This window comes from Alkalihalobacillus sp. TS-13 (assembly GCF_019720915.1).
GTDB lineage: Bacteria > Bacillota > Bacilli > Bacillales > Fictibacillaceae > Pseudalkalibacillus.
The window spans coordinates 327,466-349,260 of record NZ_JAHKSI010000001.1; the positions used below are offsets into that span (position 1 = coordinate 327,466).

The window sequence follows — 21,795 nt, forward strand, 5'->3', positions numbered from 1 at the left end:
ATTAATAAACATTACCCAGCTCTTTATAGCTGTAAACGAACTTGTTCTACATCATAATATAAACCATTCGTATGAAGTAGGAGAAAAGAGAGGATATGGAAAAAATAAGAAACCAAAAAGAAGGACTCGATGGATCCTCCAATGTTGTTGCTAATTCATTCCCATTTATCGATCGAAGTGACTTCCTGTTGGTTCAATCTTTGTAAAAGTTCGACAGCATTTTCTTGGATAACAGTCTGATCAAGATGTTGTTTTTTTACAAAACCTTGATCATACATATGATAGAGCATTTGATGAAGAGGATCGTAGTAATGATCGATGTTAAAGAGCCCAAGCGGTTTTAAATGATAGCCGAGTTGATTCCACGTCATAACCTCAAACATTTCTTCCATCGTTCCGATTCCACCTGGAAGCGCAATAAATGCATCTGCAAGTTCGTACATCAATGCTTTCCGTTCGTGCATCGTATCCACGATTTTCAGTTCTGATAGCTCCAAATGATCGACTTGCTCATATATTTTTCGAGGAATAATTCCGGTCGCTTCGCCGCCGTTGCTCATGACAGCATGGGCAAGTTCACCCATCAAACCAGAGTTACCGCCGCCATAGACAAGCTTGACCTTATTTTCTGCCAAGAGACTCCCCAATTTCTTAACTTGTTCCCGATAGACCGGGCTTGTCCCGAAGCTGGATCCACAAAATACACAGATTGATGAAAACTTATACATATCGCTTTTACCCCCTATAAGCAATTCTACTGGTTATACCTATTTTATAAAAATCAAGACGAATAAGAACAACATTCAGTCTCAATCTTTGAAATTCATCAGGTTTGCCTATATATTATTTATAAGTGAAACTAGACTAATTTTACACAGAAAGGGACTTATTATGAAATTATTGAATGAAATCCTGAACTATAATTCATCGTTCATTGAAGAAAAAGCGTACGAACCTTACAAGACGTCAAATCTTCCAGATAAGCGCATGGTCGTCGTTTCATGTATGGACACGAGACTCGTTGAATTGCTCCCGCGGTCTATGAACCTGCGTAATGGTGATTTCAAGTTGATCAAAAATGCAGGAGCGATCATTTCCCATCCGTTCGGAAGTGTGATGAGAAGTTTACTCGTTGCGGTCTATGAGTTGAATGCCGATGAAGTGTTTGTGATCGGTCACCATCAATGCGGCATGAGCAGCATTGAACCGGAAAAAATGATCGGCCACTTTAAAGAGAGAGGAATCTCTGAAGACACGATCAATACGTTGAAGCATTCAGGACTTGACCTTGAAAAATGGCTGAGCGGCTTCGATAGTGTCGAAGAAAGCGTTCAAAACAGCGTCGATATGGTACGCAACCACCCATTACTTCCAGGTGACATTCCCGTGCATGGTCTGGTCATTGCACCAGATACCGGGAAGCTCGACTTAGTCGTTGATGGATATGAGAGATGAATTAATGTAAGGCTGACCACTGATCCTGATGTGGCTCAGCCTTTTTCAATTTGTTGGTCATAGGAACTCGAAAAGCCTAACACTGATTGCATTTGCAAAAAAACCGTTTGGTCGTAAAATCGATATTTTTGGTCCGTAAAGTCTTGCATTTCGGCTGTAAAAAGTTTTGGATTTGCATTATCTCTAAAACTCAAAAATTCCTTTAAATTTCACTTCAAACACGGTTCATCTTCGACCAGCGAGCGAACAAAATGGACAGAATCCCATTCTTTCTTGGAGATGTGTGTGATTGGGGATTCTTTACGATACAACTGCTGGTTGATTTCTTCAATGGAAGAACCATTTTGATGCAGGTGTTTGATTTTTTCATTCGTTTCAATCAGATAATCCAATTTCATTTGAAGCATTTCTTTTCCGTTCGGAACATACCCGGCGTGTGCACAAAACATTTCTTTAACATCGTAGGAAAGCACCGTTCGGATCGAATCCATCAAGGTTGGCACAGATTCTTGCCACATGCAGACTTTCGGTTTAGGTGTCACGAATAGATCTCCTGAAAAAAGGATTCCCGTTTCATGATTGAAAAAAGCGAGATGATCCCGTGAATGACCTGGAGTATGGATCGCTTCCCAGGTGCTGTTATCTGACTGAACGCTCGTTCGAATTGGTCTGGCATGAAACGCTTTGCGTGGTCCCCAGAAGTCATGCCGATAATCTGGATAGACCCCATCTCTTTTACAAAGTTCGATTGACATCGGATGAATGAACAATTCAGTACCTAACTCCGTTTCAATCCAGTTCGCATTGCCCGTGTGATCCTCATGGAAATGGGTAAGTGCGACCTTGTTGATTTTTTTCGATTGCAAAAAAGGTATAATTTCTTCCTGACAGCTGCTCGGTCCGGTATCGACCAATAATCCATCTACATAAAAAAGATAATAATTCAAGTACATTTGTCCGGCGGTAGCTTTCAGGTGCAGGGTTTCTACATCTCCGTGCTTTGATTGTTTCATGTATGATCGTCTCCCTATTGTTGAATTATATATTACACTTCAATAGCGAATAGAAAAATCCTCTTAATGGATTTAACGGACACAGGAGACCTTATTTAAGTGGAAACGTCATGTTTATTAAAATTACCGGACACCAGGGACGTTATATACCGAAATCACGAGGAAATCATTGGGGATTTGTACAAATAAGGTCAGTGGTGTCCGTTAAATGTTGGGAAACCTGCTATTTGTCACAAATAAGCGCTCTGGTGTCCGCTACGATTCTATACGGGACTAATTTTTCATCAACAGCGTCAAAATTGCAAAAAACAAAAGGAAATCGCACCTGTGTTTAGCAAATAGGAGATATATTGTAATTTTAGAGAAAAATAGCCTTTAAACAATCTTTATGGTATTATTTGATACTTTACATCCTCTAACTGACAGGAGTAATATTAGGGGCATCTTAATTTAAAGTTCTTAATTCGTTAATCGCTGAATTCTAAATGAAGCGGGGGAACCAATCTTCATGTGGCGGGAACGTCACTTGGGGTGAATCCTTTGTTAGAAAGGTAGGGCGACTCTTTACGCCCGAACCCGACAGCTAACCTCGTAAGCGTTTGAAGAGAGGATGGTGAACTTGTGATCATAATACGATGACCACAGGTATTTTGCCTCTGTGGTTTTTTCTATGTAAAAATTTCAACATAGTCCATGGTGAAATGAAGCACTATAAGAATAACAGCTAAGAAGGGGTAATGGTCATGGCTACCAATCAGAAACAAATCGGTTTGATCGGTCTAGGAAACTTCGGAGGAAGCTTATGTAAAGAATTTGCGGAATTAAATGCTGAAGTTCTAGCGATCGACCGGAATGCAGATAAAGTTGATGCTTATTCATCATTAGCAACACATACAGTGGTAGCTGACTCGACAGACGAAGGAGTCTTGAAATCACTAGGTGTCCGGAATTTCGATCTCGTCATCGTTTCGCTCGGAGATGACATCCAATCGAGCATATTGACAACTTTGGTTTTAAAAGAAATCGGTGTAAAAACGGTTTGGGCAAAAGCACAATCAAAATATCATCGCATGGTATTGGAGAAAATCGGGGCAGACCGGATCATCCATCCTGAGCGGGATATCGCAAAACGACTCGCACATCATGTCGTCTCAGAAAAAATCATCGACTATATCGAATTGTCACCAGATCATAGTATTGTCGAAATAAGCGCTACGAAAAAAGTGAATGGAAAATCTCTAGCAGATCTAAGTATCCGCTCGAAATATGGATGCACGATCGTCGGGATCAAAAAAGGAGTTGAAGTCATCATCTCTCCTGATGCGGAAGTACGGCTAGAGGAAGGAGATACGCTTATCGTCATAGGTAAGAACACAAACTTGAACCGATTTGAGGAGAAAGGATTGTAAATTATGGGGGGATTCATGACGAAGATCAAACTGACTCCACCGCAGTTTTTGGTCTTTGTATTCTTGTCATTCATCCTATTTGGAACATTCCTGTTGAAATTGCCATTCGCAAGTAATGAGCCGATCAGTTGGACAGATGCCCTTTTTACATCGACATCTGCGATGACCGTAACCGGTCTGATTACGGTAGATACGGGAACTGCTTATTCTGTTTTCGGTGAAATTATCATCATGCTTCTGATTCAGGTTGGCGGGCTTGGAATCATGTCCTTTGCGATCTTGATTTTCATGATGATCGGGAAAAAAATCGGTATGAGGCAACGGATGTATGTGCAACAAGCACTGAACCAGACAACGGTGGGCGGGGTCATTCTGCTCGTCAAAAGGCTTTTCATCTTTTCAATCATCATCGAATCGATCGCTGTTGTCTTTTTGACTCTAAGATGGGCACCAGAAATGGGATGGGGTCAAGGTTTGTATGCAAGTATCTTTCATGCCATCTCTGCTTTTAATAATGCAGGTTTTTCAATCTGGTCTGATAGTTTGATGGGGTATGTCGGAGATCCAGTCGTCAATATCATCATCACCTTTTTATTCATTACAGGTGGGATCGGTTTTACTGTGTTGTCGGATCTTTGGGCAAAGCGTGAATTCCGCCATTTGAGTCTTCATTCAAAACTAATGCTTATCGGTTCACTCATTATTAATCTGATTGCTTTTTTGACCATTTTCATTTTCGAGTTCAATAATCCAGCTACTCTTGGACCGTTGGCAACTGGTGACAAAATTTTCGCAGCGTACTTTCAGGCTGTCACACCCCGCACAGCTGGATTCAACACGTTGGATATTGGCAATATGGAAGATCCATCGATCATCTTGATGTTGCTTCTCATGTTCGTAGGTGGTGGAAGTGCTTCAACAGCCGGGGGAATCAAGCTTACGACCTTCCTGATCATCTGTTTTGCGGTTTTCACGTTTTTGAAAGGGAAGTATGAGATCGTCATCATGCGGAAAACGATCGATCCTCATCTTCTAGTAAAAGCGTTAGCAATTTCAACGATTGGTCTTGCATTTATTTTTACAGCAATCCTTCTGTTAAGTATCACGGAAAGGGAAGCACCGATTCTGACTGTCATCTTTGAAGTCTTTTCAGCATTCGGCACTGTCGGCTTATCAATGGGATTGACCTCTAAGCTTACAGTCATCGGTAAACTTGTGATTATTCTCATGATGTTCATTGGAAAGATCGGCCCGTTGACGTTAGCATTCTCATTAGCACGACAAAGTGTTGAGAATATACGATATCCGAAAGAAGATATTCTCGCAGGATGACTCCAGTGATAGCGGGACTTTTGGATTAGTTAACTTTCCATCTAATCAAATATCCTTTAAGGAACGAATGACACTGTTCAAATAGGCAGTGTCTTTTTTATGTGAAATACACTCAGCATTTAACGGGGACTTTTGGATCAAAGAAAATAAATGAAATGACGAGTGATTAACTGAGAATAGTTCTCAAGCATCATTGACGATGATAATCATTTTCAATTAGTGTAGTTGTATCGCAAATGAAAATCATTATCAATAAGACTTGAAAAGAAAGGAAGATTCATATGACAGTAATGGAGAAAATATCAAATAGATCTATATTAGCACAACAGGAGCGCCGTGAGTCGAATGCGCGGTCTTATCCTCGCAGGATTCCGATTGCGATTGAAGAGGCGGAAGGTATTTTTGTTACGGATGTCGAGGGAAAACGATATTACGATTGTCTCGCTGGTGCAGGAACGCTTGCACTCGGGCATAACCATCCGGTTGTCATTGAAGCGATGGAGCAGGTGATCCGGGATAAGCGACCGTTACATACACTGGATCTCACAACACCTGTTAAAGAGGAATTCGTCAATGAAATCTTTTCCTCACTTCCTGAGCCATTGAAAGATCGTGCAAAAATTCAATTCTGTGGTCCAACTGGTGGAGACGGGATCGAAGCTGCCTTGAAACTCGTAAAAACAGCGACCGGCAGAAGCTCGATTTTATCCTTCCAGGGTGGGTATCATGGGTCGACGCATGGGACGATGGCGATCAGTGGAAATCTTGGTCCGAAAGAACGTGTCCAAGGCTTGATGCCAGATGTGCACTTTCTCCCTTACCCTTATACGTACCGTTGCCCTTTCGGAGTCAAAGGGGAAGAGGGACATGAAATCAGCAGCCAATACATCGAAAATCTTCTCGATGATCCCGAAAGCGGAATTTTACCACCAGCAGCGATGATTTTAGAAGTTGTCCAAGGGGAAGGCGGATCGGTCCCAGCCCCAATTGGGTGGCTTCAGGAAATGCGCAGGATCACAAAAGAACGTGGCATTCCATTGATCATTGATGAAATTCAAACCGGTATCGGCCGTACAGGTAAATTCTTTGCTTTCGAACATGCCGGTATCGTGCCGGATGTTGTAGTCCTTTCTAAAGCGATCGGGGGCAGCCTTCCGTTGTCCGTCGTCATCTATGATGAGAGTCTGGATCAATGGGGACCAGGTGCGCATATCGGGACGTTCAGAGGGAATCAGATGGCGATGGCAGCAGGAACGGCAACGCTCCAATATATCAAAGAAAACAATCTCTCTGAGCATGCTGATCGTGTGGGGGACAAGCTTCAAGCCGAGCTTAAAGACTTGCAGATAGAATTCAAGGAAATTGGAGATGTCCGGGGACGCGGGCTGATGCTTGGTGTTGAAATGGTCGACCCTGAAAAAACTCAGGCACCGAATGGAAGTTATCCAGGAGCTCCGGAGCTAGCAAGTAAAATCCAGCGTGAGTGCTTCGAACGGGGATTGATCCTTGAGGTCGGGGGTCGTCATGGCGCTGTTGTCCGCATCCTTCCTCCGCTGATCATCACGGAACAACAGATTGATGAAGTGGCGGCGATATTTAAGGATGCCGTAACGGCAGTATTGGGACAACGGTGATGCCGGATGATTACAAAAGTGATCAAACCTACTGCATTGCGGATGGAAGAAACGGTTGAGCAAAGCACTGACGATTTCAACTCCTTCTTTTTCCATGGTGGAGAAGAAGGGGTAGCAGCCTATCAACATGCAAGTCAGCTGGTGACAGAGAAACTGACTGAAGTGTTTTCGGATCTATCGAAACCTTACATTGGAAAAACACCCGACAAAATCAAAGAGGAAGTCAGAAGACTCCAGCTTGCAACAGAAAATGGCGAAACCTTGTATGAACTCCTCGAAGAGATCCAGGAACCACTTCTAAAAAGCAATATCAACATCAGCAATCCGAAAAGCATTGCACATTTACACTGTCCACCACTGCTTCCGTCTATTGCGGCTGAAATGATCATCACCGCCTTCAACCAATCAATGGACTCCTGGGATCAAAGTACAGCAGCCACTTATCTGGAGGATGAGCTGATCGGCTGGATTCTGCCGAAGTTTGGTTATGGCAAACAGGCTGATGGGACGTTTACGAGCGGAGGTACACAATCGAATTACATGGGATTGCTGCTTGCGCGGGACCATTATTGTTGGGAACGCTGGAACCATAATGTCCAAAAAGATGGGTTGCCCTCACAAACCAATAAGCTGCGGATCCTTTGTTCTGAGCATGCTCATTTTACCGTGAAAAAATCAGCATCCCAGCTAGGTTTAGGGGAAAATGCAGTGGTTGTCGTCAACACGGATGAGCACCAACAGATGTGTATGCATGACTTGGAAGAGAAGTTGAGACAGCTTGAAGTGGACGGATTATTGCCTTTCGCAATCGTGGCTACCTGTGGAACAACTGATTTCGGCAGCATTGATCCCATGGAAGAATCAGCGCAACTTGCGAAGCGATATGGCCTTTGGTTCCATGTCGATGCGGCTTACGGTGGCGCATTGATCCTGAGTCGAAGTCATTTTCACAAACTGGTTGGGATTGAAGAGGCGGACTCGGTCACAGTCGATTTTCACAAACTTTTTTATCAGCCGATCAGCTGTGGCGCTTTCTTAGTGAAGGATAAACAGTCATTCCGATATATCCAGCATCACGCCGATTACTTGAACCCGAGTGGAGATGAAGAAGATGGCATGCTGCACCTTGTTACGAAATCGACGCAGACGACACGACGCTTCGATGCTTTGAAGTTGATGATGTCGTTGCGGATGGTCGGCACGAAAAAATTCGGCGAAATGATTGATCATACATTCAGGCTCGCATATTCGACCGCTGTGGAGCTTCACCATCGAGCCGGCTTCACAGTTCTGAATCGGAAGCCAGTCTTGAATGCTGTCGTATTCCGATATGAACCGATCACAGATGGGCTGATTGATCTGGACTTACTCAATAAGAACATCCAAAAAACACTGCTTGAAAGTGGTGAAGCAATCATGGCGAAAACTACTGTGGATGGAAAGACGTATTTGAAATTCACATTGCTGAATCCTCGAACGACAATAAAGGATATCAAAGAGATTCTGACGTTGATTGAACAATACGGAAAAATGCAAACAAGTAAATGGGGGATGAACCATTGAAAAACCATAAAACCATTGCTGAACAAGCTACCATGCAAAGTTTTCTGAACTGCTACCTGAGAGAAACAGGGAATTTTGAGGAGGTTGAAAATGAACTGGGAGATTACTTAACCGACCAGCAGGTAGACAGGACAATTAAATGTGTTCTTCAAAACCAAGCTATAGAAGTGATCATTCCCGTCCGATATTGGTCTTTGACTGGCCGACATTTGTTCACCTTTCCAATCTATTATCGAAACGCCGGGAGTCAGGCGGTGAATCCGTTGGACTATATCACGCTCGTTTCGTTGATCACGAAGGAGCTGTTGATTGAACAGAAGCGTGAGGACGCAGAAGATGAATTCATGTTGCGGGTGATTTTAAGCAGCCGAAACGTAACCAAATACATCGAAGCACGTTTAAGTGATGCCGAACGTTTATCTGATGCGAACTTCTCCTATATCGAAGCGGAACAATCCTTGTTATTCGGACACTTGATGCATCCGACTTCTAAAAGCAAGCAAGGTATCTCAGAAGAGGAGGAATATCTCTATTCTCCTGAGTTGAAAGGAGAATTCCAGCTGCATTATTTCAGGGCACATCCATCGATTGTCATTCAGGATTCCAGCTTGGAAAACAGTGCTGCCACCATCATAAGAGAAGAATTGAAGGAATCGGGGCAATCAAATCGCCTGACAGACAAGGAGGAAGATGTTTTCTTGCCAGCTCACCCATTGCAGGCAAAGCATCTGATCGAACGTGAAGATGTGCAATCATTGCTTACAAAAGGATTGCTTGCATACATCGGGCCATTGGGCAAAAAATTTACAGCAACCTCATCATTCCGCACGGTTTACAGCAAGGAATCGAAATTTATGTTCAAATTTTCTGTACCGATCAAAATCACGAATTCACTGCGTGTCAGCCAGAAAAAAGAGCTTGACCGGGGTGTGGAAGTTTCAAGACTGCTAGATTCGAAGATCGGCCAGGATTTACGGGAACGTTTTGATAGGTTCCATATCATAGAGGATCCTGCTTACTTGAATCTTGACTTGGACGGGGATTCTACCGGTTTCGAGGTCATCATCCGGGAAAACCCATTTTACGAGAATGATAAGGATGCAAGTCTGATTGCCGGGCTGTGCCAGGATCATCCATATGGCGAGAAGACAAGAATCCAGGCTGTCATCGAAGACCTTGCACACCAGGAAAGAAGAAGTACAGTAAAAGTAAGTTTGGATTGGTTCGACCGGTATCTCTCAATCTCGCTCGATCCAATTCTATGGCTCTATGAAACGTATGGGATTGCGCTCGAAGCGCATCAACAGAATTCAGTGCTCAAACTGGACGGCGGTTATCCTGGAACGTTCTATTATCGCGATAACCAGGGCTATTACTATAGCGAATCGAAGGCGGACCTGCTCGTCACCCATCTTCCGGATCTGAATCGTAAAAGCAATACAATCTGCAGTGATGAAGTAGCAGAAGAACGTCTTCGTTATTATTTCTTCATCAATCATCTGTTCGGACTAATTAACGGGTTCGGCGTAAGCGGATTGATTACAGAGGAAAAGCTATTGCAGCTTCTCAGATCCAGATTGGAAAAACACCTGAATAAAGGTACGGCTGTCGGTTTGATCGATAGTCTGATCAATGTGCCTGTATTACCTTGTAAAGCGAATCTGTTGACTCGTTTTCACGATATGGATGAGCTTGTCGGTTCATTGGAAACACAATCGGTTTATACCATGATCCGAAATCCAATCGGACAAGAGGTGGGACTGGTTTATGGAAAATAGCTACAACCATTTCGACAAGAGAATCGAAAAGCGGATATCGTTTGAAAAAGTCGACTATGACCGAGACCTCAATCGGATTCATAAGTGGATGAATGAAGAGCACGTCATCCCGTTCTGGCAGTTGAATCATTCGATAGAAAAATTTATGGATCATTTGCGGAAAGCATTGGATGATGACCACCAAACCCTTTACTTAGGAAAACTGGATGATGTCCCGATAAGCTATTGGGAAGCGTATTGGGTCAAAGGAGATGTCGTAGAGAAATGCTATGAAGCGGAAACGTTCGATCAAGGCATCCATCTATTGATCGGAGAGCCTGATTACCTAGGTAGAGGGTACGCCCTTCCTTTTCTTGAAGCGATGGTCAGTTTCCAGTTCCAAGTAGCTGAAACGAAAAAGGTCATCGCTGAACCTGACATCCGCAATGAAAAAATGATTCATGTGTTTGAACAATGCGGATTCGAACCTGTCAAACCGATCGAATTACCTGACAAAACAGGATTGTTGATGTTTTGCCATCGAGACGTTTTTGAGAGGAGGCTTAAACAGTATGACAGAAACAGTGGAAAAACCGAAACACATTCATGATCTCATCGGAATCGGGATCGGTCCGTTCAACCTGGGTATGGCTGCACTTTTAGAAGAAGTACCTGAAATCAACGGACTGTTTTTTGAAAAGAAGGATGAATTCAATTGGCATCCTGGGATGTTGATTGACGGCACAACCCTTCAGGTACCGTTCTTCGCTGATCTTGTCAGCATGGCAGATGTACGCAGTAAATACAGCTTCCTCCATTACTTACAAGAGCATGATCGGATGTATCACTTTTATTTCCTTGAGAAGTTCCATATCCCACGGAAAGAATACAACCATTATTGCCGATGGGTGGTGGACCAACTGGATAACTGCCTATTTGGAAGAAGTGTTGAACAAGTCCGAGCGCTCGAACAAAATGGAGAGGAAATTTATGAAGTCGACGTATTAAATACAAACGGACAATCAATTGAAACATACCAGACGAGGCATTTATTGCTTGGAATCGGAACTTCACCGTCTGTGCCGTCTTTCATGAAAGAGCATCTTGGCGAAACCGTCTTCCATTCTTCGGAATTTTTGAAACATAAGGAACGTTGCTTAGAAGCTGAATCAGTCACGGTGATCGGCTCAGGCCAGAGTTCAGCGGAGGTGTTCTATGATCTGGCGAAAGAGCAGGAACAAGCTGATTATTCCTTGGATTGGTTCACCCGTTCGAAGGGCTTTTTCCCAATGGAATACTCGAAGCTTGGTCTCGAATACTTCTCACCAGATTACACCGATTTCTTTTACAAGCTTCCGCAATTAAAAAAGGACCGATTGATTGCAGAACAGGACCTCTTATACAAAGGGATCAGCACAGAGACGATCGCCGATATCTATGACCTTCTTTATGAGCGCACCGTCGGTGGGGAAACACCGGAAATCCGCCTGCAAGCGATGACGGAAGCGTCCGATCTCCGCAGAACCGATCAAAGCTGGGAGCTGGAGCTGATCCATCGCCTGACAGAAGAAACGATTACGAAAAGAACCGAGGTGGTCATACTCGGAACAGGCTATCAACCGACTATTCCCGCTTTCCTGGATGGTATTGGTCACCTGATCGACTGGGATGATGTCGGTCGCTATCAGATTCAAGAAAACTATGAATTGAAAATGAACCAACCGATGTGTAACAAGATTTTCATACAGAATGGTGAGCTGCACACACATGGTGTTGGTGCACCGGACCTCGGATTGGGTGCTCACCGCAATGCGGTCATCATTAATTCCATGGCCGGTCCGGAAGTGTATCCAGTCAGGACGAAAAATGTATTCCAGACATTCGGAATGGAAACTTCATGTATGCCGGCCAACGTTTAAACACATTCATCCTGTTCAGTTGCATCTTTCTGTTTGTCGGAACAGAAGTCTTATTATCCCCATTCTATCCGCAGTTCTTTGAAAAAGTATTCGGAATAAAAGACTTGGGCTTCACAGGAATGTACGTGTTTTTATGCCGATTGACCGTCGTACTTATTTCACCGATTTGGGGCTTGCTTTCAAAAAGGTACAATGCCAAACGGCTGTTGCTGATCGGCCAAACCGGAACGGCAATCGCGTGTGTGCTCATGGCGACGTCACAGACGGAAATGCAATTTCTCGTATTCTCGATCTGCCTGTTGTTTTTTAAAAGCAGTTACCTTTTATTGTACACGATTTTGCTCCAGCACGCCGGAAAAGGCAGAAAACGTGTCACAGGGCTGTACCATGCTGTTTTTCAATCGTCCGTGATCGTGGCGACACTTGCGAGCAGTTGGGTGATCCAACTTGAGGATCCGCTCATCGTTTTCTGGTGGGCAGCAACATTGGATGCAGTGCAGGCAATCGTATGCTTTTTCATTTTTAAAAGGTTGAGAGCGTATGTTGCTGTTCCGCAAGACTTGGATACGACAGGTAACCGCGTTGGCAGTTTCGGTTTTCTCATGAAGATGGCGCTTATCATTTTCACGCTCCATTTTTCAGTGACACTCATCAGGCCATTTTTCACGTTATTTTCAGAACGGGAGCTGCATACTTCAGTATTCACGAGCAGCTTGCTGTTTTTGGTTCCGAGTCTCATGGCCGTTGTAGCAGCACCGTTGATCATGAAGTGCAAGTCCGATAAGCTCCCGTTCTTATATAAAATCGCTGGGATCACGCTGTTCATCAGCCTGTTTGTACAAGGATTCGTGGTGACGATACCGGTGTTCATCTTATTCAGGTGTCTGTTCGGGGTGTCGTTGGCAATCTGTCAGGCGAGCCTGGAAATCGTCCTTTTTCAGCGCGGCGGGAACGTGCACTATCAATATGGAATCGTGTCTGCCTTTCAAAATCTGGGACTATTGCTTGCGCCGTTAAGTGCGACTTATCTTGTGGAAAGCCATTCGCTGCAACATCCTTTCATTTTTGCAGGTGTGGCGGCTGCCATTCATTTAGGTCTCGTTTTGCTGACGATTTATAGTAAAGCAGGTGTACAAGAAGAGAAAAGGATAGCAGAAGAGGAAAATCATCGGAATGTAGGATAAATCACAAATGAAAGTAGGGATAACATGATATACAGCAAGGAAGTTGAACGTGTTTTGAAGGAAAAGAACTGGCTCGTGGCCAATCAAAATCTGCTTGCGAAGATGTTAGCAGAGTATACGTATGAGGATATGATCCATCCTGATGTAATCGGTGAGAATTCTGATTGGAAAGTGTACGAGCTACCTGTATCTGAGAATAAAAAGTATAGGTTCAAAGCACAGCCGCGATTGTTCGACAGTCTAGACGTAGATGCGGCGTCGATCGAAGTCACTGTGGATGGATCCTGGAGAGATGCAAAGAGTGCAATCGAGTTTTTACTGGATATCCAGCCGAATATCGGAATGTCTGCAGAGACAGCTGGTCATCTGATCAAAGAATTGAACCATACATTGCTTGCAGATACACATCTGCTCGCGAAGGATTCAAAAACATCCGATGAATTGGTAGATGAAGATTACAGCATGATTGAAGGTGAGATGAGCGGTCATCCCTGGATTACATACAATAAAGGGCGGATCGGGTTCGGCTATGATGATTATGTCGCATTTGCACCTGAAAACCAGCAGCAAGTGAAACTGCTATGGATTGCCGTCCACAAGGAAAGTGCAACCTTCCAATCCGTTGAAGGGCTTGCTTTTCAACACGTGCTGGCAGATGAGCTGAATGATGCCGAAGTTGAGCGTTTTGAGCAAGTGCTAGCGGATAAAGGAGTGGAGAAGACGGACTATTTCTTCATGCCGATCCATGAATGGCAATGGAAGAATATCATCATCCAAACCTTTGTAGAAGAGCTCGCTAAGAATCGTATTGTAGCGTTAGGTGAAGGGGATGACGTTTACCTGCCGCAGCAATCGATTCGGACGTTCGCCAATCAGACTGACAAGGAGAAGCATCATGTGAAAGTACCGATGAGTATCCTGAACACGCTTGTCTATCGGGGCCTTCCGTCAGAGCGAACGTTGATTGCACCGAGAATTACCGAGTTCATCAAAGGGATCTATGAGAAGGATGCATTTTTAAAAGACGAATGCCAGGTGATTCTGCCTGGAGAGATTGCGAGTATCAACTATGGTCATCCTCAATTTGAAGCGTTGAAGCATGCTCCTTATCAATACTTGGAGATGCTCGGGGTCATATGGCGTGAAAGCATTTATACGTATTTGGAAGATGGAGAGCAGGCGATTACACTGGCGGCTCTCACTCATATTGATAAAAACGGAAAGCCATTCGTACAGAGCTTGATCGAGTCTTCCGGTTTGACGGCGGAAGAATGGATGAAAGATTTCTTCAAGACGGTTATGAACCCGTTGCTCCATTACATGTATCAATACGGCACGGTGTTTTCACCGCATGGGCAGAATACGATTCTGGTGTTGAAAGATCACAAACCGCATCGGTTGGCGGTGAAGGATTTCGTCGATGATGTCAATATCAGTGATCAGCCATTTGAAGAGCTCTCTGAATTGGCCGATGATCTGAAGGCTGTGTTACGGAGTGAGCCGCCTGAAGGTTTAACTCAGTTTGTTTTCACAGGGCTGTTCATCTGTCATTTGCGCTATTTATCAAATGTGCTTGTACGTAATGGATTGATGGAGGAGAAGAAGTTCTGGGAGCTTCTTGCACAATCGATTCGTGGATACCAGGCGATGTTTCCGGAATTAGAGGAGCGTTACCGTTTGTTCGACTTCTTTAAGCCTCAGTTGACGAAACTGTGCCTAAACCGGAACCGCATGGTCGACTACGGATATGCAGAAGGCGACGACCGCCCGCACGCATCCGAATACGGCAAAGTGAACAATGCGCTAGCACAGTTTGAATTGATTGAAAAATAAGTGAAGAAACCACCTCTGTTAGGAGGTGGTTTTTCCTATTAGACAGATTTTCTCTAGCTGCGATATGAAAGGGGCTTTTTCTAAAAAGACTTAATTTAGGAGATTTTGTACCAAATTTAAGAAAAAGAAGCCCGTATCATGTAAGACGTCTACTCGTAGTGCTTCTTCAACACGATTTTACGGTACATGCCGTTCATCATAACCGGTCTATCCTCTATTTTCATCATCGTATGGTTATTTTTCTGAAACACATCTTCAAAGTCTACGCCAATATCTGTTCCGAGCACTGAGATGATCGGTCTGATCAACCTTTTCCCGAACGATATTTTTCCATCAGGAGGTGTGAATTTATCGAAAATGATCAATTCACCATTCTTGTTAAGCACTCGCTCCATTTCTCGAAAACAAGCTCCAGGATCTGGTACGACTGATAGAATCAAGCTCGCGACGACATAATCAAATGTCTCTTCTTTAAAAGAGAGATTCTGAGCATCCATTTCTAAAAATCGGATGTGGCTATCCTTGAATTTGACCTCAGCCTTTTTCAACATATCACGCGAATAATCTATAGCCGTGATGTGCAAATGGTCCAAATCAATCAACTCCAAATCAGCTCCTGTCCCCACTCCTGCAAAAAGAACGGCGGATTCATCACGAAAAGTGGCAGCATCAAAAACGTTCGAACGAGCGGTACGGAACATCCCAGCATTAAAGATCGAATCATAGATCGGCGACGCTGCTTTATAAATGATTTTATTCCATGAATTGTTCATTGATTTCTCCTACTCTCAATTTACTTTTCAATATACACGATATTACCGTATTTTGGTAAGATGGGGGTAGTGTATTTTTAAAAATGGGGGAGGCGGCAAAAGTGAATATGCATCCACAGTGGCTTTCAACATTCGAGGAAATGTGTGAGTGGGTTAGTTGTTTGCGCAGTATACCAGTTGAATTATGGCTTAAGCCGATGGATGAAGGGAAATGGTCGCCCGGTGAAATCATCAGCCACTTCTATTTTTGGGATCGATTCATCTATACTGAAAGATTATTAAAATTAGAAAGCAAAGACTTCAAAAGAGCTGATGTAGAGGAGATGAACAAAAATGCTGGGGACTACGCAAGTTCCGGGATAAGCAGGGAAGAGATCATCTCGATGTTCATCCAGTCCCGAATAGAGATCTGTCTTTTCATTCAAGGTTTGCCTCGCGAGCAACTGGAAGCCCCGTTCAAGATTGGAGAGAATTCGATTACAATCAAGGGATATATTGAGGGGATGATCGAGCACGATCTGCATCATAAAAAGCAAGTTGAAGATTTTTTAACTCGCGAAGGAGATTTCAATGTCAATAATTCAGGCAGTGTTCATTAACTGTGATAGAACGTTCGGTGGTGGTACGGAAGTGGAATACCCAGGGGAATTCGTTCCATTTACTGGAGTTCTTAAAGCAATTCAAAGATTAAAACAGAATATTGGATGTTGAATATCGAGAACTAGAACATGAAAAGACTTTTAAGTACTGGCATCATTCTTCTCCTCACAGTCATGATCTTTTTTTCGCCTGCAATATTCCAAGAAGGAAACCGATACCGCTTCTTTTGGCTATTAAAAAATTAGAGCAAACAGACAGAGGGTCCATACAGTTTGCTGAAACGGAAACCCATATTCGCTACATATCAAAAAACAAGAGGGAACACCGAGATGATGTCGTAAAAAAATGCTGCAAAAGATGGATTGGTCATATAAAGATCAACTCGGCTCAGACTTGGTTTTTGAAAGTGGACCGAAACATTAACAATTGAGATAAGTCAATATTCGAAACCCTATTATTTATGGAAACTACCAAAGGAAATTCAACAAGAATAGGAAGAACATAATAATGTTTGAGGGATTTTTTTATTTGGCATTACTTCAATAATCTGTACGATCTTCATCGTCAATTTAATTACATTAGCGAAAAAAATTGTAAGGGAGGACGAAAGAACACTTCGTCCAACAATTTGGGTTACTGTTTCATTTATTTTCATCGTTTATATGATCATAATAAGCAATGGTGCGATTTATTAAGCAAATAAAATTCAAAGTGGTTCAGTTCGGATCATTTATCCATGGACTCAATAAAACCTTTTCCGAATTCAAGACATGCTTGTTCATCCTCATCCTCTGGTGTCAGTTCCACTTTCAATCCTTCTAGTACGATTTTTGCTCCAAGTTCAGACAGCTTGTCTTGTAAAATATCAACTGCTGCACCGTACTGAGGATACATGGAGTCACAGGATCCGAATGTTGCAGCACGAATACCTGACAAATTAACATCCTCAAGGTCATCATAAAAGTCTTCCATCTCATCAGGAAGGTCTCCATCTCCCCAGGTATAGGATCCCAATAGGAGCCCATCATACGTTCTCAATTCATCTACTGAAATGTCATCGATATCGATTTGTTTTTTGACGATCTCTATGTTGTCACTACGTAATCCACGTTCAATTAGGTCGGCCATTTCTTCAGTATTCCCTGACATACTTGCATACAGAATCAATACACGTTTCATATCTACCACTCCTGTTAGATTTAAACTTTTTAATTGATAATGATTATCAATATCTGCAGTATAATTGAGAATCGTTCTCATTGTCAACAGGAATAAGAGTATAATAAAAACCAGCTCAAGTTCCGAATGAATGCGTCATACGACAACTCTGGCCGAAAAATCCTGCTTATCTGTCCGTATAAAGGGTTTATACGACAACTCAGGCCGAAAAATCCTGCTTATTTGGCCGTATGAAAGTCTCCTGGTTGAAGGAAGGTATGGAACCAGTACATAGGTAGGTCATCTTCTTATTGCGTTAGAGTATTGATTTCTGCTGCTGCTCGAATACCGGATTCAATCGCACCTTCGATCCAGCCGTGAAAAGAAGAGGTATGTTCCCCAGCAAAATGGATTCGCCCTTCCGGTTTTTTGATCACTTCATCAAACTCTGTATATTGATAAGGTTTAAATAATGTGAAACATCCACCGGAAAATTGATTTTGTCCCCAGCTGAAGGAAGTGCCATTTAGGAATTGTTCAAAAACGACAGGTCCGTGTACATAGGAAAGGATTTTCAGTGCTTCGTAAATCCGTCTGCCTTCAGGTAATGCGTCCCATAATGCTGTGTTATCTCCCCATGAATAACTGCCGAGCATCACGCCTGGCCCTGGAACACCGATATCATGACTTGGGTAATAGGCGAATTGCGTCGGGAGATCAGTGGTCAAGCTTCCGCCGAAAAGCTTTTCTTTTTCCCAGAACTTATGCTTGAATTCAAGGCCGATTTTGGTCGAAGCGACATAATTCAGTTCAGCGATCGCTTCTCTTTTATAAAAAGACATGGATTCATACGGCACGACCCGGACGAATTGGAAAATCGAAAATGGGATGGTTGTGATAACATAATCCCCTCTTACTTCTTGCTTTTGACCAGTCAGTGGATTTTTGCCAGAAACGATGACCCCATCCGAGTATTGATTGATTCTTTCGACCAGGTTATTGAAGAAAACATTTCGTTCTAGTTGGGGCATGAATGACCAGGGCAACCGGTCATTTCCCCCTTTGATCTCATAATATTTCAGGTCTGCACTGTACAAGTTTGTGACGATGTCTGTGACGATATCGCTGAATGATAGCTCAGGGAATCCTTCTATACCTAAAAGAACCTGGATGAAACGGATTTCTTCTGTATTCAAAGACCGTCCGAAAGGATTATTTTTCAAAAATGTTTCAAATGAGTACTGATCGTATTTTTCTCTGAGCTCCTTCCGTTCGGCAGGTGTCGCATTCTGATATAACTCGAAAAACGGCTCTACCGCTTCGGTGAAAATGGCAAATGCAGTTTGATTTTCATAGGCTTCTTGTACAGGAAACTGGAGGATACCAGGGTCTTCTTCATAAATTTTTTTACGGGTCAGAACGTTATTGACATAAAGGAGATCGTTCGGCGTACTGTTGATGAACTCGTTGATTGGAAGCTTGAACTTCTTGATATATTCAAGAACCAATGGTTGGGTATTTGGGATTCTCATCGCCCCAGCATCAAGGTAATTCCCTCTTGTAAATGGTTCGCGGAGTGTATAGACCCTACCGCCGACCCGGTCATTCCCTTCAAGGATTACAACTTGATGACCGGCTGCTTTCAAAAGAGAACCAGCAACGAGACCAGCCATCCCAGCCCCTAGGATTATGATTCTTTTTGGATTTGAAGTAGATGGCAGACCTTCCCGGATGATGGATAACATTTCATCAGGGTAAGATGGTTCATCTCTTAAGAAAGATGTAATAAACCGTTTGGCCATAGGAATCCCCCCTTATCATTTAAAGTCTATTTACCATAAAATAGGAATATTACTATTGGACGTTATACCAAGAAAATTTGAATTTTAAAAAACTCCGTTTGAGACAAGCTGATTTCAGACATCCTATTTCGTAAAGAGACAAAGTTGTGACGTCAATGATCGAGAAAGGTCAAAAAGCGAAAGGGGAATGGGAATGGAACCTGAGAAGGCAATTGGGTTGATGCTGCAGTTCGGTATGTACACGATTGGGGTAATAACAGTCACAATTTTGATTTTGAACGCATTGACATGAGGAATGCTATGTTTTTATGAGACCTGCTGCTGAGGTCTTTCTTTTTTTGTCTCTTTTTCACTCATAATTGTCGCAATTTTACTATCGATTGTTAGAGGAAGGGCGGGATCAAGGGAGAAAATACGTAATAAACAATCTGAAAAAGGAGAGAGCTTATGAGTAGAACCCTGAATGTATGGTCCTTTCTGATTATGTTTGTCTGTGTCGGTTTGTTTTTGACTCAATCACTCTTCCTTCAAGTGTTGCAGCCCTCCATCGGTTATCAGCTCATGCTTGCTCTGGCTCTGTTAGCATTCTTTTTGGGCGTGGTCGGCATGTTTTCAATCGATAATTGGAAAGCAGCTTTCCGGAGCATACTTACGATCTTTTTCAGCGCTTCCTTATCCGTTGTATTGACCTTCATTGTTTTTATTAGTCTGCTTTTTGGGTAAATGGGTGACGCGTGTGGGCTCTCCTTCATAAGATGTAAGAACGTTTTAGGAGGAGGGCTCAGGCATGGCCAAGAAACCAGCCAAAAAACCTAATAAGAAAGTTTCAAGATATGAATCGAGTATAAACAAGTATGAACATACGATGAAAATGGTGACCAGTGAGACGTGTATAGCCTGTAAAACTCAATGCGCACGGGGGATCAATTATATGGAGAGAATGTCTAAGCCTGGAGCGGTCGGTAATGGGGTGCCATGCCATCTGACGAAAGGAAAAGGAATGAAATAGTCGAAATGGTTTTAGAAAACTGTTGATTCAGAAGGGCTGGAAACCAGTCCTTTTTCTTATTATTTAAAGTATTAAAAGGCAATCCGATAAAAATAGAGAAGATATAGTAGAAAAGGGGGAAAACCACTAATTTCACCAAGATAAACAATGGCCATTCTAGCGGTATACATATAAGTAGGTTGGTGAAACCTCCAGCACTTGAAATCGTATTACATAGGAGTTGGGATTATGAAAAAGTTCTTATCAAAATATTGGGTGTGGCTGTTGCTTGTGCTTTTAGTAGTGGGTGAAGTTTACAGTTTCGCTTATTTATACCCATATACAGGTGCTGATTATATTTCACTTGTATTTGGAATGTCCGGGATTGGCGCTTTGGTGTATCTCACAATTGCAAATGAGAGGAAACAGAAGGGTTAAACTGTACCAATAAATTATGATGATTGGAGTTTTACAATAAATGGACAACCGCTTTGCACAAATTAAGTTCCGGTATTTAATATTATGGTATATCTTAGCAGTGGGGCTTCTGATTTTTTCCGGGATTACATATTCAATAGGCACAGGTGGATCGATGACGGGTTTCATCACGTTATCCCAGTTTGTCCTATATGGGGTTGCGATCCTGTGGTTGCGAAGAGCTTTTCATAAGAATGATATGAGTGTGAAAGGTCTATTTAAACCGATTCAAAAATCGAATGGAATAGGGAAAAAGGCACTGTTCACGATTTATCATCTGACCTTTTCGCTAGCAGCCGTGACCTTCATTTTTTATTTATTTTCTTTTTTACTTCCGGACTTCCTGATTGAAATGTTGGAGGATGGTAACGGGACTCAGTCGTTCGTGTCGGCAACATCAATCCCTTCATTTTTCTTAATCGTACTGATTGCACCCATAGTTGAAGAACTAGTGTTCAGAGGTACGTTACTGCAAAAGCTTCGTTATAAGTATGGAAATGTAGCGGGGATATTGGTTTCCTCAGCGATTTTCAGTTTGATCCATATGAATAGCGGGATGATTGGTCACTTTACCCTTGGTGTTTTCCTAAGTATTTTCTACTTGCAGACGAAGAACATATGGGTACCGATCATATGCCATGTATTGAATAATTTATTGGCGTTTTCCGGATTTTTGGTTGATAGTGGTTCAACTGAAACGAGTATGGAAGAGGCAATCACTGAAATCCAGCAAGTTGGTCAATACTTCGGTATCTATGCCTTTTTATCTTTGATTATCCTCGTCTGGCTTGCTGTTTCACAAATTAAAAAGCTGAATGTACAAGAAAAAAGAAGCATGGAAACTACTGATGGGGTGAACCTAAGTTCCAACTATTGATATAAAAAGAGATGGGGTCGA

21 protein-coding genes and 1 riboswitch are annotated in these 21,795 nt (G+C 42.7%); of the genes, 16 read left to right on the forward strand and 5 right to left on the reverse strand.

Annotated elements, in window-relative coordinates; genetic code table 11:
* Positions 1-155 precede the first annotated feature (155 nt).
* Positions 156-728, reverse strand: a complete 573-nt coding sequence (locus KOL94_RS01620; protein WP_221563491.1) for an LOG family protein — start codon at positions 726-728, stop codon at positions 156-158.
* A gap of 163 nt (positions 729-891) precedes the next feature.
* Between KOL94_RS01620 and KOL94_RS01625 the strand changes: the two genes are divergently transcribed.
* Entirely contained in the window at positions 892-1,455 is a 564-nt protein-coding gene (locus tag KOL94_RS01625) for a beta-class carbonic anhydrase (protein WP_221563493.1), read from the forward strand.
* 209 nt (positions 1,456-1,664) lie between these two features.
* On the opposite strand, the gene KOL94_RS01630 is transcribed toward KOL94_RS01625, so the two are convergent.
* Positions 1,665-2,468, reverse strand: a complete 804-nt coding sequence (locus KOL94_RS01630) for an MBL fold metallo-hydrolase (protein ID WP_221563495.1) — start codon at positions 2,466-2,468, stop codon at positions 1,665-1,667.
* Between the two features lie 462 nt (positions 2,469-2,930).
* A riboswitch (cyclic di-AMP (ydaO/yuaA leader) is annotated at positions 2,931-3,082 on the forward strand.
* 129 nt (positions 3,083-3,211) lie between these two features.
* Here KOL94_RS01630 and KOL94_RS01635 point away from each other — a divergent pair.
* From KOL94_RS01635 to KOL94_RS01675, 9 genes are all read left to right on the forward strand, one after another.
* The gene (locus KOL94_RS01635) at positions 3,212-3,877 is read left to right on the forward strand and encodes a potassium channel family protein (RefSeq protein ID WP_221563497.1); all 666 of its coding nucleotides are present in this window, start codon (positions 3,212-3,214) and stop codon (positions 3,875-3,877) included.
* A gap of 15 nt (positions 3,878-3,892) precedes the next feature.
* Positions 3,893-5,209 carry a TrkH family potassium uptake protein gene (locus KOL94_RS01640; RefSeq protein ID WP_221563498.1) on the forward strand — a complete coding sequence of 439 codons (1,317 nt, stop codon included), beginning with the start codon at positions 3,893-3,895 and terminating at the stop codon, positions 5,207-5,209.
* Positions 5,210-5,490: 281 nt separating this feature from the next.
* Positions 5,491-6,843, forward strand: coding sequence for an aspartate aminotransferase family protein (locus KOL94_RS01645; protein ID WP_221563500.1), 1,353 nt, complete (start codon positions 5,491-5,493; stop codon positions 6,841-6,843).
* 42 nt (positions 6,844-6,885) lie between these two features.
* Entirely contained in the window at positions 6,886-8,406 is a 1,521-nt protein-coding gene (locus KOL94_RS01650; RefSeq protein WP_221567551.1) for a pyridoxal phosphate-dependent decarboxylase family protein, read from the forward strand.
* The gene (locus KOL94_RS01655) at positions 8,403-10,184 is read left to right on the forward strand and encodes an IucA/IucC family protein (protein ID WP_221563502.1); all 1,782 of its coding nucleotides are present in this window, start codon (positions 8,403-8,405) and stop codon (positions 10,182-10,184) included. Before KOL94_RS01650 ends, KOL94_RS01655 begins: the two co-directional genes overlap by 4 nt.
* Positions 10,174-10,773, forward strand: coding sequence for a GNAT family N-acetyltransferase (locus KOL94_RS01660; RefSeq protein WP_260412165.1), 600 nt, complete (start codon positions 10,174-10,176; stop codon positions 10,771-10,773). The genes KOL94_RS01655 and KOL94_RS01660 overlap by 11 nt, the downstream gene beginning before the upstream one ends.
* On the forward strand, positions 10,736-12,082 hold the full coding sequence (locus tag KOL94_RS01665) for a lysine N(6)-hydroxylase/L-ornithine N(5)-oxygenase family protein (RefSeq protein WP_221563504.1): 1,347 nt from the start codon (positions 10,736-10,738) through the stop codon (positions 12,080-12,082). Before KOL94_RS01660 ends, KOL94_RS01665 begins: the two co-directional genes overlap by 38 nt.
* Complete coding sequence (locus KOL94_RS01670; RefSeq protein ID WP_221563505.1) at positions 12,061-13,266, forward strand: MFS transporter; 1,206 nt, start codon at positions 12,061-12,063, stop codon at positions 13,264-13,266. Before KOL94_RS01665 ends, KOL94_RS01670 begins: the two co-directional genes overlap by 22 nt.
* 24 nt (positions 13,267-13,290) lie before the next feature.
* The gene (locus tag KOL94_RS01675; protein ID WP_221563507.1) at positions 13,291-15,099 is read left to right on the forward strand and encodes an IucA/IucC family protein; all 1,809 of its coding nucleotides are present in this window, start codon (positions 13,291-13,293) and stop codon (positions 15,097-15,099) included.
* A gap of 149 nt (positions 15,100-15,248) precedes the next feature.
* Here the strand turns inward: KOL94_RS01675 and KOL94_RS01680 are convergent, their stop codons facing one another.
* The gene (locus tag KOL94_RS01680; RefSeq protein WP_221563509.1) at positions 15,249-15,872 is read right to left on the reverse strand and encodes a class I SAM-dependent methyltransferase; all 624 of its coding nucleotides are present in this window, start codon (positions 15,870-15,872) and stop codon (positions 15,249-15,251) included.
* Positions 15,873-15,979: 107 nt separating this feature from the next.
* Between KOL94_RS01680 and KOL94_RS01685 the strand changes: the two genes are divergently transcribed.
* Positions 15,980-16,471, forward strand: coding sequence for a DinB family protein (locus KOL94_RS01685; RefSeq protein WP_260412367.1), 492 nt, complete (start codon positions 15,980-15,982; stop codon positions 16,469-16,471).
* A 727-nt stretch (positions 16,472-17,198) separates the two neighbouring features.
* On the opposite strand, the gene KOL94_RS01690 is transcribed toward KOL94_RS01685, so the two are convergent.
* Positions 17,199-17,651 carry a flavodoxin gene (locus tag KOL94_RS01690; RefSeq protein ID WP_221563513.1) on the reverse strand — a complete coding sequence of 151 codons (453 nt, stop codon included), beginning with the start codon at positions 17,649-17,651 and terminating at the stop codon, positions 17,199-17,201.
* A 287-nt stretch (positions 17,652-17,938) separates the two neighbouring features.
* Positions 17,939-19,432 (reverse strand): flavin monoamine oxidase family protein, encoded by a 1,494-nt coding sequence (locus KOL94_RS01695; RefSeq protein WP_221563515.1) that lies wholly within the window; start codon positions 19,430-19,432, stop codon positions 17,939-17,941.
* A 193-nt stretch (positions 19,433-19,625) separates the two neighbouring features.
* On the opposite strand from KOL94_RS01695, the gene KOL94_RS01700 reads away from it, so the two are divergent.
* The 5 genes from KOL94_RS01700 (at position 19,626) to KOL94_RS01720 (ending at position 21,774) form a co-directional block, all read left to right on the forward strand.
* A complete protein-coding gene (locus tag KOL94_RS01700) occupies positions 19,626-19,724 on the forward strand; it encodes a putative holin-like toxin (protein ID WP_221563517.1) in 99 nt (32 codons plus the stop codon).
* 155 nt (positions 19,725-19,879) lie between these two features.
* Complete coding sequence (locus KOL94_RS01705; protein WP_221563519.1) at positions 19,880-20,155, forward strand: hypothetical protein; 276 nt, start codon at positions 19,880-19,882, stop codon at positions 20,153-20,155.
* Between the two features lie 64 nt (positions 20,156-20,219).
* A complete protein-coding gene (locus KOL94_RS01710) occupies positions 20,220-20,441 on the forward strand; it encodes a hypothetical protein (RefSeq protein ID WP_221563520.1) in 222 nt (73 codons plus the stop codon).
* Between the two features lie 228 nt (positions 20,442-20,669).
* Positions 20,670-20,858 carry a hypothetical protein gene (locus KOL94_RS01715; protein WP_221563522.1) on the forward strand — a complete coding sequence of 63 codons (189 nt, stop codon included), beginning with the start codon at positions 20,670-20,672 and terminating at the stop codon, positions 20,856-20,858.
* Between the two features lie 40 nt (positions 20,859-20,898).
* The gene (locus KOL94_RS01720; RefSeq protein ID WP_221563524.1) at positions 20,899-21,774 is read left to right on the forward strand and encodes a CPBP family intramembrane glutamic endopeptidase; all 876 of its coding nucleotides are present in this window, start codon (positions 20,899-20,901) and stop codon (positions 21,772-21,774) included.
* Positions 21,775-21,795 lie beyond the last annotated feature (21 nt).

What these genes read in the sequence shown, in the direction of transcription:
- KOL94_RS01620 (WP_221563491.1), bottom strand. Translation starts at nt 728, where the DNA reads ATGTATAAGTTTTCATCAATCTGTGTATTTTGTGGATCCAGCTTCGGG.
- KOL94_RS01625 (WP_221563493.1), top strand. Translation starts at nt 892, where the DNA reads ATGAAATTATTGAATGAAATCCTGAACTATAATTCATCGTTCATTGAA.
- KOL94_RS01630 (WP_221563495.1), bottom strand. Translation starts at nt 2,468, where the DNA reads ATGAAACAATCAAAGCACGGAGATGTAGAAACCCTGCACCTGAAAGCT.
- KOL94_RS01635 (WP_221563497.1), top strand. Translation starts at nt 3,212, where the DNA reads ATGGCTACCAATCAGAAACAAATCGGTTTGATCGGTCTAGGAAACTTC.
- KOL94_RS01640 (WP_221563498.1), top strand. Translation starts at nt 3,893, where the DNA reads ATGACGAAGATCAAACTGACTCCACCGCAGTTTTTGGTCTTTGTATTC.
- KOL94_RS01645 (WP_221563500.1), top strand. Translation starts at nt 5,491, where the DNA reads ATGACAGTAATGGAGAAAATATCAAATAGATCTATATTAGCACAACAG.
- KOL94_RS01650 (WP_221567551.1), top strand. Translation starts at nt 6,886, where the DNA reads ATGGAAGAAACGGTTGAGCAAAGCACTGACGATTTCAACTCCTTCTTT.
- KOL94_RS01660 (WP_260412165.1), top strand. Translation starts at nt 10,174, where the DNA reads ATGGAAAATAGCTACAACCATTTCGACAAGAGAATCGAAAAGCGGATA.
- KOL94_RS01665 (WP_221563504.1), top strand. Translation starts at nt 10,736, where the DNA reads ATGACAGAAACAGTGGAAAAACCGAAACACATTCATGATCTCATCGGA.
- KOL94_RS01670 (WP_221563505.1), top strand. Translation starts at nt 12,061, where the DNA reads ATGTATGCCGGCCAACGTTTAAACACATTCATCCTGTTCAGTTGCATC.
- KOL94_RS01675 (WP_221563507.1), top strand. Translation starts at nt 13,291, where the DNA reads ATGATATACAGCAAGGAAGTTGAACGTGTTTTGAAGGAAAAGAACTGG.
- KOL94_RS01680 (WP_221563509.1), bottom strand. Translation starts at nt 15,872, where the DNA reads ATGAACAATTCATGGAATAAAATCATTTATAAAGCAGCGTCGCCGATC.
- KOL94_RS01685 (WP_260412367.1), top strand. Translation starts at nt 15,980, where the DNA reads ATGCATCCACAGTGGCTTTCAACATTCGAGGAAATGTGTGAGTGGGTT.
- KOL94_RS01690 (WP_221563513.1), bottom strand. Translation starts at nt 17,651, where the DNA reads ATGAAACGTGTATTGATTCTGTATGCAAGTATGTCAGGGAATACTGAA.
- KOL94_RS01695 (WP_221563515.1), bottom strand. Translation starts at nt 19,432, where the DNA reads ATGGCCAAACGGTTTATTACATCTTTCTTAAGAGATGAACCATCTTAC.
- KOL94_RS01700 (WP_221563517.1), top strand. Translation starts at nt 19,626, where the DNA reads ATGGAACCTGAGAAGGCAATTGGGTTGATGCTGCAGTTCGGTATGTAC.
- KOL94_RS01705 (WP_221563519.1), top strand. Translation starts at nt 19,880, where the DNA reads ATGAGTAGAACCCTGAATGTATGGTCCTTTCTGATTATGTTTGTCTGT.
- KOL94_RS01710 (WP_221563520.1), top strand. Translation starts at nt 20,220, where the DNA reads ATGGCCAAGAAACCAGCCAAAAAACCTAATAAGAAAGTTTCAAGATAT.
- KOL94_RS01715 (WP_221563522.1), top strand. Translation starts at nt 20,670, where the DNA reads ATGAAAAAGTTCTTATCAAAATATTGGGTGTGGCTGTTGCTTGTGCTT.
- KOL94_RS01720 (WP_221563524.1), top strand. Translation starts at nt 20,899, where the DNA reads ATGGACAACCGCTTTGCACAAATTAAGTTCCGGTATTTAATATTATGG.